The sequence below is a fragment of the Paenibacillus durus genome, from assembly GCF_000756615.1.
GTDB lineage: Bacteria > Bacillota > Bacilli > Paenibacillales > Paenibacillaceae > Paenibacillus_AQ > Paenibacillus_AQ durus.
Genome location: NZ_CP009288.1, coordinates 5,145,085 through 5,158,217, shown reverse-complemented (window position 1 = coordinate 5,158,217; position 13,133 = coordinate 5,145,085). Strand labels below are relative to the sequence as shown.

Annotated in this window: 17 protein-coding genes and 1 pseudogene; 15 read left to right on the top strand and 3 right to left on the bottom strand. The window is 43.5% G+C overall.

All coding sequences use genetic code 11. The features are described from left to right. Window positions 1–514 precede the first annotated feature (514 nt). Entirely contained in the window at window positions 515–664 is a 150-nt protein-coding gene (locus tag PDUR_RS29945) for an IS110 family transposase (protein WP_233277595.1), read from the bottom strand. On the opposite strand from PDUR_RS29945, the gene PDUR_RS29940 reads away from it, so the two are divergent. Beyond that, window positions 593–823, top strand: a complete 231-nt coding sequence (locus tag PDUR_RS29940; RefSeq protein ID WP_233277605.1) for a hypothetical protein — start codon at window positions 593–595, stop codon at window positions 821–823. The genes PDUR_RS29945 and PDUR_RS29940 overlap by 72 nt on opposite strands. Before the next feature lie 180 nt (window positions 824–1,003). On the opposite strand, the gene PDUR_RS29935 is transcribed toward PDUR_RS29940, so the two are convergent. Beyond that, a complete protein-coding gene (locus PDUR_RS29935) occupies window positions 1,004–1,324 on the bottom strand; it encodes an IS110 family transposase (RefSeq protein WP_052410354.1) in 321 nt (106 codons plus the stop codon). Window positions 1,325–1,811: 487 nt separating this feature from the next. Between PDUR_RS29935 and PDUR_RS22680 the strand changes: the two genes are divergently transcribed. The 11 genes from PDUR_RS22680 to PDUR_RS28300 all read left to right on the top strand — a co-directional run bounded on the left by PDUR_RS22680 (window position 1,812) and on the right by PDUR_RS28300 (window position 9,785). Next, entirely contained in the window at window positions 1,812–2,369 is a 558-nt protein-coding gene (locus PDUR_RS22680; protein WP_042208303.1) for an RHS repeat domain-containing protein, read from the top strand. Window positions 2,370–2,510: 141 nt separating this feature from the next. Next, window positions 2,511–3,011: a hypothetical protein gene (locus PDUR_RS22675; protein ID WP_042208302.1), complete on the top strand. Its 501-nt coding sequence runs from the start codon at window positions 2,511–2,513 to the stop codon at window positions 3,009–3,011. A gap of 247 nt (window positions 3,012–3,258) precedes the next feature. After that, window positions 3,259–3,618: a hypothetical protein gene (locus tag PDUR_RS28950; RefSeq protein WP_156130579.1), complete on the top strand. Its 360-nt coding sequence runs from the start codon at window positions 3,259–3,261 to the stop codon at window positions 3,616–3,618. 557 nt (window positions 3,619–4,175) lie between these two features. After that, a complete protein-coding gene (locus tag PDUR_RS22665; protein WP_042208300.1) occupies window positions 4,176–4,625 on the top strand; it encodes a hypothetical protein in 450 nt (149 codons plus the stop codon). 577 nt (window positions 4,626–5,202) lie between these two features. Beyond that, the gene (locus PDUR_RS22660; RefSeq protein ID WP_042208299.1) at window positions 5,203–5,502 is read left to right on the top strand and encodes a hypothetical protein; all 300 of its coding nucleotides are present in this window, start codon (window positions 5,203–5,205) and stop codon (window positions 5,500–5,502) included. Between the two features lie 11 nt (window positions 5,503–5,513). Continuing rightward, on the top strand, window positions 5,514–6,032 hold the full coding sequence (locus tag PDUR_RS22655; protein WP_042208298.1) for a hypothetical protein: 519 nt from the start codon (window positions 5,514–5,516) through the stop codon (window positions 6,030–6,032). A gap of 144 nt (window positions 6,033–6,176) precedes the next feature. Continuing rightward, window positions 6,177–6,920, top strand: a complete 744-nt coding sequence (locus PDUR_RS22650) for a hypothetical protein (protein WP_042208297.1) — start codon at window positions 6,177–6,179, stop codon at window positions 6,918–6,920. 302 nt (window positions 6,921–7,222) lie between these two features. Further along, entirely contained in the window at window positions 7,223–7,759 is a 537-nt protein-coding gene (locus tag PDUR_RS22645) for a hypothetical protein (RefSeq protein ID WP_042208296.1), read from the top strand. A 47-nt stretch (window positions 7,760–7,806) separates the two neighbouring features. Beyond that, window positions 7,807–8,448 carry a hypothetical protein gene (locus PDUR_RS22640; RefSeq protein ID WP_156130577.1) on the top strand — a complete coding sequence of 214 codons (642 nt, stop codon included), beginning with the start codon at window positions 7,807–7,809 and terminating at the stop codon, window positions 8,446–8,448. Window positions 8,449–8,511: 63 nt separating this feature from the next. Then, the gene (locus PDUR_RS22635) at window positions 8,512–9,327 is read left to right on the top strand and encodes a hypothetical protein (RefSeq protein ID WP_042208294.1); all 816 of its coding nucleotides are present in this window, start codon (window positions 8,512–8,514) and stop codon (window positions 9,325–9,327) included. Between the two features lie 134 nt (window positions 9,328–9,461). Continuing rightward, entirely contained in the window at window positions 9,462–9,785 is a 324-nt protein-coding gene (locus tag PDUR_RS28300; protein WP_081949946.1) for an NUDIX hydrolase, read from the top strand. A 95-nt stretch (window positions 9,786–9,880) separates the two neighbouring features. Here PDUR_RS28300 and PDUR_RS22625 read toward each other — a convergent pair. Next, a pseudogene (locus PDUR_RS22625) lies at window positions 9,881–10,132 on the bottom strand (integrase core domain-containing protein); the annotation flags it as partial. 201 nt (window positions 10,133–10,333) lie between these two features. Between PDUR_RS22625 and PDUR_RS22620 the strand changes: the two are divergent. Genes PDUR_RS22620 through PDUR_RS22610 form a run of 3 tightly spaced genes read left to right on the top strand, consistent with a single transcriptional unit; the run spans window position 10,334 to window position 13,056 of the window. Beyond that, window positions 10,334–10,870: a DUF6431 domain-containing protein gene (locus tag PDUR_RS22620; protein ID WP_052410173.1), complete on the top strand. Its 537-nt coding sequence runs from the start codon at window positions 10,334–10,336 to the stop codon at window positions 10,868–10,870. A 40-nt stretch (window positions 10,871–10,910) separates the two neighbouring features. Continuing rightward, window positions 10,911–12,263 (top strand): DDE-type integrase/transposase/recombinase, encoded by a 1,353-nt coding sequence (locus PDUR_RS22615; RefSeq protein ID WP_042205201.1) that lies wholly within the window; start codon window positions 10,911–10,913, stop codon window positions 12,261–12,263. Beyond that, window positions 12,256–13,056: an ExeA family protein gene (locus tag PDUR_RS22610; protein WP_042205200.1), complete on the top strand. Its 801-nt coding sequence runs from the start codon at window positions 12,256–12,258 to the stop codon at window positions 13,054–13,056. Before PDUR_RS22615 ends, PDUR_RS22610 begins: the two co-directional genes overlap by 8 nt. Window positions 13,057–13,133: the final 77 nt, after the last annotated feature.

Here is a 13,133-nt window from a genome sequence, read left to right as displayed (position 1 = left end):
ATCCAAACATTTAGCAGAACTCCATGCCTGTGATACAACTGAACAGTTATCCCGAAGAACTTACGAATATGAAACTTAAATTGAATATAAATGCATTCTTACCACATGTGAGTGTATACTCCATGTGGTTTTTTTATGAAAATCTCTAAGCAGGTATGCCCATTCTAGTGCATGACAAAGTAGAACTATCCATTAGCAGTTCTTGAATGGAAGTTAATGTAAATAGAGGGGCGGACTCTCGTCACCACAAACCCATTAGCTTCAAGCTGTTTAATCATTTGGCTCTGCTTACGCTGTGCCATTTGAGAGCGGAAATGATCCAAATACTCGGGTCCGAATTCTTCATAGGGACATTGGTGAAGGAGCATGTGGTAAATAATCCGTAGTAGGGTGTGTCCAAGTGAGACCAATGCTTTCTTCTTTCCTAATCGTTTGACCCAGGACCAGTAGCGAGTCAAAAGGCGGGTTTCCCGGGTCATGGAAGCGGCCTAGGCGCATTCGCAGAGGACGGCTTTCAGCATGCGGTTTCCGGACCTTGCCCACCCGCACTTTCATGGATACCGGGGCTTACTCCGGCCCAGGCGGCAAGGCTGTGGTCACTTTTGAAGGCACTCCTGTCTGTTCCGATTTCGGTCAAGATAATCGCGGCTGCGTTCTCATTCACGTCCGGAACCGTGAGCAGAAGCTTAAAGGCCTCCTGCTTGTCGGCCAAATATTAGTGGATCTGTTCCTTCACATCGGCGATGGTCTTCTCGACGTACAGCAGGTGCTCCCAGGAGAGACGGATCATACAGCGATGATGGGGGCGAAGCCGGCCATTTAGGGATTGGAGAAGTTTTGAGGAATTGTGCTTCAGAGCGCCTTTCATCTGTGTCTCCAGAAAGTCCATCGTAACGACCTCGCCGTCTACGATCTTTTGGAGTAACAAGCGTCCGGACACACCAAAGAGTTTCGACATATGGAAGGCTAGCTTGACGTTGGCGTCTTGCAGAAGCTTGGTGATCTAATCGGCGTCTTTCATAACGGTCTTGCGTCCAGGCAAATTTTTGATATGGTGGGCATTGGCCAGAAGCAGTTCCAGATCGAACGCTTCAAGCACATTCCAGACGGGTTTCCAGTACACGCCGGTGCTTTCCATGGCGACATGGGTGCAGCCTAGCTCCGTCAGCCACTCGCCCAGTTCCAGCAATTCGTCCGTCATGGTGCCAAAGGTGCGGATTTCAGCGCGAGGCCGCTGGTCAAGGGGACTGGAAAGAACACAGGTGACGACGGTTTCCTGATGAAAATCGAGTCCGGCACAACATTCAAAAATCGCTTCCATCATGAAAATCGACCTCCTTCTGAAATTGGGGACCAGAAAGATAACCCGAGAGATGAAAATTTTTTATCCGGACTCGCAGTCCAATATCTTGTGCTTCAGGGGCTATCCATGCAGTTTTTGTTTCGGGGTATGATCCACCGCAAAAACCCACGAACTGGTTCTGGTTCCTTTCAGTATGCCGGATGGAAGGATAAAAGAAAAAGGCAATGATGACTAATTTTCATCATAGCCTGTGACCTTAGGGTCATGAACGTTTTTGTTTAAAGCCATAGTTGAAGTCGTACCGCCGGGCTTTCCCGCTGGGACTTGCCCTTCAGGTTACGGAAGCAGACAGCAGTAAATGGAAAGAGTCGTATGTCTACGGAGCCGGAGGCGAGCGCCTCAGCATGACCTACCTGCCGGCTTACGATGATAACAACGGCTGGGAACCGACGCCTGGCCTGGAGCCGGCGGAACCGAACCGGGCGTACAGCCGAAGACGCTGTGGTACATGCAGGATGCGCTTGGCAGCACCTTGGGACTTGTGGAGAAAGACGGACGCGTATCCTCCCGCTACCATTACGACGAATTCGGCGTGCCGCAGGACGCGAAGAAGTTCGATCTCAACTGGCCAGGACCGGATAACTTGTTCGGTTACACAGGACTGGGGTATGATTTTGCCAGCAGCAATACGTATGCTAGAGCGCGCTACTACGAGCCTAAGATTGGCAGGTTTATAAGTGAGGATACGTATAGAGGGCAGATTGATGATCCGCAGAGTTTGAATCTTTATGCGTATGCCTTAAATAATTCAATAAATAGAATTGACCCGAGCGGACATGATAGTTACGTATTTTATGAGCCAAAAGATTGGTCTGGTCAGGCTGAGTCCGAAGCTGCAAGATTAACAGCATTATATGGAACCCCAGTCCATTTGACAGCAATTTCAAACACGAAGGGATTTGAAAATGGGTGGAACTCCATGGGGGGATATGATGCAAATGGAAAGGAAATAAAAATAGAAGGAGTTTCACTTTTATTTCATGGTCATCCTACAACAAAAAAGTAACTGCTTGGGATGGAGAATTGGGTTATACAAAAAAAGGAAATAAATATATACCTAGATTAGGAGGGAATCAATGGTCATTCTTTACAAAATGGATGAAAGGAGCATTCCGTATGCCGGTTGGAGAAGTAGTATATACAAAGAATGCTAAGGGATACTTTACCGTTCATTATACTTCTGCTGAGTCATGAAAAATCCACCATCAGGGGAGATAATTATTACGAATATAAAAAAAAAATAGTATTTACATCTATTTGTTTTATCTTTGCTATTATTTTTATTTTTTCATGGGAATATGTCAAAAAAAATTATATCAGCTTAAATCTTGTCACGGAAATAAAAGTGGATGAAGAACTACCTGGTACTGCTTGGGGGTTTGTAAGTAATCCAGAAGATGATTCCGAATTAAAAAATTACATTTCAATGCTGCCTGCAATAAATTATAATGAAAATTTACTTATGATATCTGAGGGAAGGAGAATTAATAGTCTTTGGTTTAGAAAATATAGTAAACTGCTGACAAATTCACATTATAATAATCCATATTTGGGCAGTGTGGAGTTAGATGATGAGCTACATTCACATACTATTTTTGTTTATACAATAAAAAAAATAAATATTTTAGACGATACGTACGGATGGTAAAAGAAGTTTCTTTAATACTACGATAAAGATTGATAATTACTTTACAAGGCTACATGCGAGCTAAAGTCTCCATGTGGTCTTTTTTATTTTAAAGAGAAAATTTTAATATATAACGGATATGAAGACCGAATTTACTATTTAAACTAGGGTCACGCCTGTTGATTAACCACTAAATGGTAGAAAAAGAGCCGTCAACTCGGTAAAATGTTTGTACCCCTACAAACTCAACCGAAAGATGACGACTCTCATGAAAAAGTCTATCACGATCCCGTTCATCCTTCAATCGATTTTGACGCCGGAAGAAGTGACAACCGTAGTCAAAACGGCGGGCTATCATCACAAGGCACGAAAATTCACGCGACATACCTTGTTGCAGTACTGGTGTGTCGCAGCAATCCATGAATGGTTCGGGTATCGTGCTGGAGCGGACTGTGCATTAGCCAGCGGTTTGCCTGCCGTTCATTATTCCAGTTTTTCGGGAAAAGCAGCCGAGGTACCTTTTGTGGTGTTCAAGGACCTTTTTCACCTCATCGTCCGTAAATGTAATCGGGAAACCCGCCGAATCGTATCCCCAAAGAACTGCTGCTGGTGGATTCCACGACCATGACCGTGGGGAAATCCAGCTTGCCCTGGGCCCCGTTTCATGGGGATTGAGCCGGGGATAAACTACATGTTATGGTGCTACAAGATGTCAAGACAGAGATTTGAACTTATCAGCCGTTACGAAACCCATGGCTTCGCCCCTTCGCAAGGAATCATGCCCACAGAGGCTCCATGTCCAACCTATGCATAAACACTACTTCTTGCTGCATATTTACAAAAATCGTCACTGCAAATCTCGGCACTTTTCCATTGCCAAAAACTGACACACAGCAATCAGTTCCAGAAGATCATGGTGCAACTGACGTATTCGTATGATCCTGTCGGCAACCATATACGGAGTGAACAGAAATCAGACGGCAAAGATGAAGAGTATTCTGACGAAAATGACAGTGAGGAACGAATCATCACGGATTAAACAATATCAAGCAGCAAAAGCAAGGCTGAATTTGCTTGATGACAATGGGTTTACTGAGGAACAAGCCAAACTGTATAAATAATATAGTTAGTTAAGAGATGGGGGAAAAGCATGCTCAAAATTTTTAAAAGTATGAGCATTTCAAAATGAAAATGTTAACTGTTATAGTTACACTAATATTTATTGTAGGCTGTGATTTTAATATTAAAATGAGCGATAAGATAATAGATAGTAAATGTTCTACAAATAATACTTGCGTTATTTCCATTGATGATTTTACGGATTTTGAATGGGATAAAATGGTTTTTTTCCAGGTGGGAAGTTCCAATACTGAAATAAGTAATGCTTTAGGTATAGAATATACCGGCCAGACGGATTTAATGAGTGGAATGATTTTTGTATTAAAAAATAAAGTTGTTCATGAAGAAAGGGTACCCTATGACCCAGAACATCCCAATAAATTACAGTATACTATTGAAAAAAAACCTAAAGATCCTAATTATGTAATTTTCACTTCTAAAAAAGCTGAATTAGAAGGAAAGAGAGAAAAAATAGACGGAGTTTTATATTATACTTTTATTGCTAAAAAAGAATAATATGTCTTAGCTATTTTAAAGGTTTTGGTAGTTTACGACTACCGAGACCTTTTTATTTAAAGATACAAGCGTGAATGACCAAACGTTATTGTCTGGTTAATAATAACATTAGGGGTTTGGTAGTTCGACAATTTAGTTTCCATGTGCCAAGTCCTATTTTTTGTGGGTTTGAGGGCTAACCAGAGATTCGTTTTATTCATCAAGAGCCGCATGGACAAATGGCTTTCTTAAAGATTTGGACAGGATATTTTGATTCAATAATGTCCATTGTTCATCCGCCCCCCGCTATGAAGTAGCTTATTACCATTCGGATACAGGTTAAATTTAATATAATTATTGGAATTGAAGGATATAAGAGCAAACTCCATCTTGCGCCATGTTGAAGAACAAGTTAAATAGGTGATGCCGAATATACTTATATAGCAAGCAGGATGATAGAATTGTTGGTGATTGTGAAAGTTTTCTCGGTTGCCACCTTCCTAATACAAAGCTCCGCTTTATAAACTATGATACGTATAGAGGGGATATTTGGAATCTGAAGAGTTTGAATTTGTATACGTATGTGGAGAATAATCCTTTGGGATATATTGATCCGAATGGACATGAAAGACTAGTTCGGGGGGATTATTCTGACGATTCCGAACATGCAGGATATGATAATAAAAATATGAATAGTAATGCTTTGATAATCCTACTTCATGGTTTTATTCGTGCAATACAGGAACAGGTGGAAAAGATAGTTTTGCTCAAGCTTGGATGGGCTGATTATTCAGAAGCTGTTGAAGTATTGAGGATGAAATATAGATTTTCCTTAACTGGATCCATAAGATATCCCGAAGCTGCAAGTGGAGCGACTTTGTTGAAGTTTACAAGATAAGGGGGATATAAATGGTACTGGGAATAGTTGGTAGGGTGAAAAGAACAATATTTACATTTGCGTTAATTGTAATAGTAACTCCAATTGTACTAAACTTTATTCCTATAAAGTTTGCGGTTAAGCTCGATGATGCACAACAAAATTTAGAGTTCGGAAGATATATTTGTGTAACAGAGTCTAAATATGTAGATGATACAGGATGGATTGCAAAAACAGACATTAATTCACATTTAGAAAAAGATCTTGCTGTAAGAATGTCTGGAAATAGCCCCAACAAATATTTATCTGAAAAGGAGTTCGATTTTAAATGGTTTGAAGTAGAAAATAGATTTTTATTGATAGGTAAAGTTGAACGTTTTGAGGAAGATAAGGAACTCGAAACTATATTATATGCCAATCTAAATGTGGATAAATGGAAAATAGTATATCCGATCAGGAGAGCATCTATTAGACAATACATTACGCCTAAAAGCTATCTCAACATCTATGATTATGACCTGAGAAAAGTAATAAAAACAATATGGCAATAGATAATTGACTTGAATATTTCTATTTATTGATAAAACAGTCATAAATGGACATTTGTTATAAGTTGCCATAAACGAGACTAACTCTTGCCTGTAGTTCTTTTTTGGCTACCTCGTTATAGTCTGTTTGTTAAGGAGTTCTAATTCATGTGCGAAACTCATTCAAAAATTCTTATTTTCTTCAAAAATGAGCATCTACATCTTCCTAATATTTCAAATTGGCTGCGGACAGCTCCGGAATTTGATGCATATAAATTTCATTCCATTACCTCTACGAAACACGATGGGTTGTCCTTTAAGGAGGAACTTTTTACAAAGTGTGTTGAGAAAGATATGCTGCAAAAACCGCCAATTTATATAACTATATTTGACAAAAAGGGTCATGAGATTTTAATCAACAAGGGTAGACAGATTACTTGCTTATCTATAAGTCTTCATTCCTTAACAACACAAAGAACATTTGAGGACTGGTTAAAATTCACGGATGGATTCTTTGAGAGCAAAATAGGGATTGCTGCATGTGTGTATCCAAAGGACGATTTCTTTTGGCAGCGTAATACCGATCTTGGTCAGTATAAAAAGTATGGAAAATCAACGGAGGGTCTTCAAACCATTCAAAAGAATAAGTCCACAACAATAATCAACCCTAAGACACTTCCCGGATTTCCAATGTATGTAGATGAAATATGGTTTGGTTCAACTTGGATGATGTGGTTTGGTCCGGAGTATTATAAATATATTCCTCGCGAACGCCTTCTTCAGTTTAAGCAGGCTTTTCAAACGATGGTATTCGATAATGGCTCCATATTCATTCAATTATACGAATCGGTAGAGGATGTTGAGAAAGAGGAGTCCCGGCAGGTACAATGTAGAACATTTACGTCAAAATGAACAATGCAGAATGGAGGATCACGACCCTGTCCTTGAGATTTTCACGCAAAATTGTCAACATGGAGGGGTACGGTTGCTGAAAATGTATTTGAATGAGAGCAAACGGAATGTTCCATGTTCGGAGGCAAAAACAGTGGTTGCTTTTGAGATCAATGCTCATGGAGAGACGATCTGGTCTGAGGAAAAGGATTTGGAATAACCGATAAGTCTTATGTAATATGCTTTTAGTGCTGTCGTAATATTTTTTTGGCGGCCTTTTTTGATAATTTTCCTAAATTAAGTTTATTGTGAGGACTAGCCATATGAAAATTGGATTATTGGCAGTAATACTGATTATGAATACCTTTTTAAGTACCGCATGTGGAACAAAGATAGAGAGTACAAAGCCGGTTATACCTTCAACTGTTGCTGAGACTTCTGACTCCTCTCTAAGTCCCAAGCTTGATTCGATACAAAGCATTATGGGTACGTGGAAGATTGTTCATGTCTATGCATATGGTCAAGGTGGATCAAGTAATGATGAGGACGATATTAAAAAACTTATAGGAACGGAAATTTCCTTTTCTTCGAATTCAATAAAATTTGGTGGAGAAGCAGAGGTAAAGCCTATTTATTACAAGGTTAGTAAGAGTTCAGATGAAAAATTTTTGTCTGATATTTATTGGTTACAGGAAAGCACTGATCTTAATGTTGAAACGCTTAAAGAAATTAGTATTTACCATGATGAGTCATTAACAGATTTTTATTATGGTAGTGGGAATATAACTTATCTTAGTGATAAGGGAGATTTCTTAATAGACGAAGGTGGGGATATATTTGAATTAGTAAAAAAGAAATAAAATCATCGATCTATTGACCACAATACTTTGGGGAACTTACCAGCTAAATGGAAAAGACTGGGAGAAGTGTATCTTCAACCTCTTTAATTTTGAACGACATAAAAGGTGAATATATGAAGAAATCAAATTATTTCACAGTTCTAGTATTTATATCCGTTATTTTTTTCTGCATTTCCTGCGGAAATCGAGACGAAAAAATTGTATATTCAGCCGGTACTATTTCTCTAAGTAATGAAAATTATATGCAGATTAAAAAAATAAGTGAGGATAACTTCAAATTAACTCTATTTGATAAGACCCACCAAGTCATTTTCGAAGAAGAATATCCAAAAGAGCCTATGACCAAAATATTAAGTAACAATGTAATCCAAGTTACAATAAGTTTAGGCAGCCCCAATCGCTATGTGTTTTTTTATGATACAGAAAGCACTAAAATTTCGAATACGTTTTACAATCCTATATTAATAGAAAGCGGGAATATATTATTTTTAGACGATGAAGGAAAATTGATTTTTAGAGATATATTCGATCAATCCTTATTGTATACAAAAATTATTAGGGATTTCTCCCCAACTGCTGTACCTTCTAATGCAATATATAAAGCAGAATTATTAGAAAATACTTTATATATTGAATACTATGAGGGACCAGAATTTAAAGAAAAGAAGGAAAATATTAAAGTTAAATAATATACTTGCATCCCGAAACCATAACGCACCTAAATTTGGAGATCCTGTAAGGGAGTTGGGATTTTGTTGAAAGATAAGCACAAGAAAGAACTGGCCCTCAATAAACGCTTAGACTATGAGACTTATGCTCTTATTACTGGTTTAGCACGTACACGCAGAATGAAGAGAGACGTTAATATGCTGCAATTACAGGGGGATGTCGAGGGTAAGTATGGTGTAGAAGGAGAGTTTTATTTTGATCCCAATGATTTCAGGAATAATGGTCAAACAATAGATGGTTCTATTCTGGATTACAATACCCCTCCGGGTTGCCAGCCTGACCTATGGTTGTTTTGGATACCTGCTAATGATGGTCGCAGTTTAATATGGGAGGGGCCTGATGACTCTGATTATATTTTAGATTGGATAGCCTATTTAATTCAAAAAATTTTTGAACCCAGAGAGTATGTACTAAACGGGAAATTTCAAATTTTTGCTGAGAGAGGATTAGAAGCAATAGAAATTAAAGATAATCATATCGTGATGGATGGAAAACCAGTAGAGTTGGATGAAGTATTGTTAAATATAATGATGAAAAGGATGCAGCAATCGAACTCCTCAAATATAAAAGGGAACAAAATAATCAAAATGGAGATGAGTCTAGATGAAAATTGGGCTATAGAGATCGAGGATCGAGATTGTAAAATCATTGCTGTCCTATCACGTGTTATCAATGGTGCATCCTTAGAACCTTTCGAGATTTATGATTTAGATCGTTACAGGAATGAAATTCTTCAGACCGGTCGCAAGACTCTTCTTATTCAATGGTTTGATAGCTCTTTTCAAGTCATCATTCAACCTGGAAGTGAAGAGGAGATACAATTAGATTTACCTTTTTAGTGTTCTATTTTTAATTTTGGGTTGTCGCAGTCTTAAACGGTTTACAGGTGATAATAATATGAATAGTCAGTAATCTACTGAGAAAAGTTATGTTGATTTTGTTAGATTTGTTTAACATCCTGAAAGGAATCAATATGCCACCATCAAAAACAGTTCTGGTCGTTAGCGTATCGATCCTGCGGGACGGGAAGGTGCTGATGATCAAGGAAAATAAACCGTCCGTCCGGGATATGTGGAATTTTCCATCTGGCCGGATCGAGCCGGGAGAAGATATTCCGGAGGCCGCGCGGCGTGAGGTCAAAGAGGAAACCGGATATGAGGTCAGGCTTACAGCGGCGACGGGGATCTATAATTTTGTCAGCAGCATGGGTGATCAGGTTATTTTGTTTCATTTTACCGGGGAAATTTATGGTGCTACAAGATGTCAAGACAGAGATTTGAATATATTTAAGGTGTGAAAAAAAGTGCAAAGTGAAAAGTAGAGCTGTTGTAGGTGGAGGACAAGGCCCAAGCGAAGGCGCGGGAGGGGAACAAAGTTCCCTTCACCTTATTCCTATGTGGATGAAAGCATGACCTCCTGGTTATACACAGCAGCCGGCGTATGGTTTTGCAGGGACTGATGAGGCAGGTAGTGATTATGCAAATGGATATATCCTCCTACACCCTGCCGGGTCTCTCTTGGACTGCCATACTCGTTGATGTAAATTTCGTTGTACTTTAGGCTGCGCCAAAAGCGCTCAATGACAATATTGTCTGTCGCTCGGCCCTTCCCGTCCATGCTGATCCGAATCTCCTTTTCCTTGAGCAGATCAATGTACTTGTGTTTCTGCTAAAGCATAACGCCGCGAAGCTGGCGGGATTGCCTGTCCGGAAGTTGCCAGATATAATGACCGTATTCTAGCAAAGGAAAAAGGATACTTCCATCGCGTGTATGCCTGCTAGCACAGGCCGCACCGGAAATATCCTTCATCATTAGACATGGTCATTGTAACAGAGTATGCGCTGGTTGAAAAGATCCCTGGTGTTTTTCGTCAGGGGTGCGGAGGAGGTGCCCTGCCCGTGCTGCACAGAGAACCTGGAGATTATCGGTAGCCGGGAGCGGAAGGTCCGGGGTGGGGGTGGTGAGCTGCGCCAACTGGTGATTCGCAGACTCCGGTGTGCGGGATGCCGCAGGATTCACCATGAGCTCCCGGATCTACTCATTCCCTATAAACGGTACGATTCCCGTTGTATCGAACAGGCGGTCACGGAGCCGGAGGCGTCCGTGACCGCCTGCGCGGAAACCTCTACGTTACGGCGTTGGAAGGTCTGGTTTCGCGTGCTCTCTATCTACTTCATCCTCGTTCTGCAGGCGCTGGAGGCTCGGATGTCCGGCCTCGCTCCCGGGTCCCCCGAAGCTTCGGATCACCTGCGTATGACCTCCGCCCCCGCCTTTCGTCAGCAAGGACCCGGCTGGCTGGCCAGACTTGTCCGCCCCGTCGCAAACGCTCATTTGTGGGTACATACCCGTTTTGCCTATCTGTCCGCCCCGGCTCTACGGTAGACTCTCCTTGAGTTCATTTCAGGAAGGAGTTTACCGACCCATGAAAGACCAAAAGAAAGCCGAAGCCCTCGCCGCAGAGCGGATGCAGCTTCTCGCTCCCCTGCTTGCCGAAGGGCTGGACCCGGCCAAAGCCCGGGAGATGAAAGCGCAGATTTGTAAGCAAACCGGACTCTCCGAACGTACCTTGCGCCGGTATTTGGCGAGTTACCGGAGCGAAGGATTTACCGGCCTGAAGCCCAAAGGCAAAGGGCGGCAGCCCTCCGAAGAGATTCTTCCTACCGCCGTGCTCGAGCAAGCGATTCTCTTGCGCCGGGAGGTCCCCGGCCGCAGCGTCGCACAGCTCATTCAGATTTTAGAATGGGAAGGGCGGATTTCGCCGGGCCAAATTAAGCGTAGTACCCTGCAGGAGAGACTGACTGCCTGTGGCTACAGCTCGCGCCATCTGCGGATGTACGCCGAATCCGGGGTTGCCGCCAGACGCTTCCAGCAGCGCCACCGGAACCAGCTGTGGCAGTCAGACCTCAAATACGGACCGTATTTGCCCCTTGGCGAAAGCGGGACGATGAAACAGGTGTATCTGGTCGTGTTCATTGACGACGCTACAAGGTTTATTCTGCATGGGGAGTTTGTGCCGGTCATGGACCAGCGGCTGGTCGAATCGGCGTTTCGCCAAGCGATCCAGAAGTATGGGGTACCAGAAGCGGTCTATTTTGACAACGGCAAGCAGTACCGTACCCAAGCCATGACCCGGATATGTTCCAAGCTCGGAACCCGGCTGCTCTATGCGAAGCCCTACTCGCCTGAATCCAAAGGCAAGGTCGAACGGTTTAACCAAATCGTCGATTCGTTTCTGAGCGAAGTCGCCTTGGAGAAGCCGAAGACACTCGAGCAGTTGAATGAGCGCTTCGAGGTATGGCTCTCGGAGTGCTACCAGCACAAGCCCCACTCCGCCCTGCCGGACAAGCAAAGCCCGGAAACGGCGTTTCGGAGTGACAAGAAAGCGCTGCGGTTCATGGACCCGGATACCTTGGCGGACGCGTTCTTGCATAGTGAAAAGCGGAAGGTCGACAAGTCGGGCTGCATTAGCTTCATGAACCGAAAGTACGAAGTGGGCCTGACGGTCATTGGCTGTACGGTCGAGGTGGTTTATGACCCGGCAGACCCCACGGAACTGACGATTGAGTATGAGGGACGAGCGCCGTGGCGGGTGCGCGAGATGGAAATCGGTCAGCGGGCGGGAACCCGTCCGGCGTTGCCGGAGCACCTGGGCGCATCTATGACCGACACGTCGAGACTGCTGGAGGCGGCAGAGCAGCGACACCAGCAGCGCAAACAGCGGGAAGCACCTGCGGTGACGTACCGCAGAGTGCAGGCGGAGGATGGCCATGTTTGAGTCCTTCTACGAGTTGCACCGTGCTCCGTTCTCCAGAGATCTTGCGGTAGACGAGTTATATGCGTCTGCGTCGCAGGAAGAAATGCTCGGGCGTCTGGCCTATGTCGCGGAACGCCAGTGGTTTGCCGTGCTCACAGGGGACTGCGGGACCGGGAAAACGACTACGATCCGGCGGTTAGCCAAGGAACTGGACGAGGCGCGCTTTAAGCTACTCTACCTGTCCGATTCGAAACTGACCCCGCGCCACTTCTACAAAGGGCTGCTGGAGCAGCTCGGCTGTGAGTCGAAATTTTACCGGGGGGATGCAAAACGGCAGTTACACCGGGAGATTGAACTCATGCGTGGGATTCACCGGCTACAGCCCGTGGTCGTGGTCGATGAAGCCCATCTGCTGGACCGGGAGATGCTGGAGGAACTGCGATTTCTACTAAATCTGAAAATGGATTCACAGAGTCCGATGGCCCTGATTCTGGTGGGGCAAAGCGAACTGTGGGACCGGCTGGGGCTGCAAGCCTATGCGGCGATCCGCCAGCGAATTGATATGCAGTGTTATCTTCCGCATATGGACCGGGCGGAAGTGGGGGCCTATATGAAGAGGCATCTGAGTGCAGCAGGTGCCGAGCATGAACTGTTTACGGAGGCGGCGATGGATGAAATCTACCGTTTTTCCAGCGGAGCCGCCCGGCTGGTGAACAAGCTCTGTACCCACGCGTTGATCTACGGCGCACAGAACAAGCACCGGATTGTGGACGACCATATGGTAAAGCGCGTGATCCAGGGAGAATTGTCATGATTCTCCCTGCTTTTCTATCCTACTGCGGACAGCATGGCCGTCAATAGCAGGACAGCTTACACCGTCAACCTCCGGTC

Excerpts from the sequence above, each read along its gene's own strand:
- PDUR_RS22615 (WP_042205201.1), top strand. The coding sequence starts at position 10,911 with ATGAAAGACCAAAAGAAAGCCGAAGCCCTCGCCGCAGAGCGGATGCAG.
- PDUR_RS28300 (WP_081949946.1), top strand. The coding sequence starts at position 9,462 with ATGCCACCATCAAAAACAGTTCTGGTCGTTAGCGTATCGATCCTGCGG.
- PDUR_RS29935 (WP_052410354.1), bottom strand. The coding sequence starts at position 1,324 with ATGATGGAAGCGATTTTTGAATGTTGTGCCGGACTCGATTTTCATCAG.
- PDUR_RS28950 (WP_156130579.1), top strand. The coding sequence starts at position 3,259 with ATGAAAAAGTCTATCACGATCCCGTTCATCCTTCAATCGATTTTGACG.
- PDUR_RS22655 (WP_042208298.1), top strand. The coding sequence starts at position 5,514 with ATGGTACTGGGAATAGTTGGTAGGGTGAAAAGAACAATATTTACATTT.
- PDUR_RS22675 (WP_042208302.1), top strand. The coding sequence starts at position 2,511 with ATGCTAAGGGATACTTTACCGTTCATTATACTTCTGCTGAGTCATGAA.
- PDUR_RS22645 (WP_042208296.1), top strand. The coding sequence starts at position 7,223 with ATGAAAATTGGATTATTGGCAGTAATACTGATTATGAATACCTTTTTA.
- PDUR_RS22665 (WP_042208300.1), top strand. The coding sequence starts at position 4,176 with ATGAAAATGTTAACTGTTATAGTTACACTAATATTTATTGTAGGCTGT.
- PDUR_RS22650 (WP_042208297.1), top strand. The coding sequence starts at position 6,177 with ATGTGCGAAACTCATTCAAAAATTCTTATTTTCTTCAAAAATGAGCAT.
- PDUR_RS22610 (WP_042205200.1), top strand. The coding sequence starts at position 12,256 with ATGTTTGAGTCCTTCTACGAGTTGCACCGTGCTCCGTTCTCCAGAGAT.
- PDUR_RS22640 (WP_156130577.1), top strand. The coding sequence starts at position 7,807 with ATGGAAAAGACTGGGAGAAGTGTATCTTCAACCTCTTTAATTTTGAAC.
- PDUR_RS22680 (WP_042208303.1), top strand. The coding sequence starts at position 1,812 with ATGCAGGATGCGCTTGGCAGCACCTTGGGACTTGTGGAGAAAGACGGA.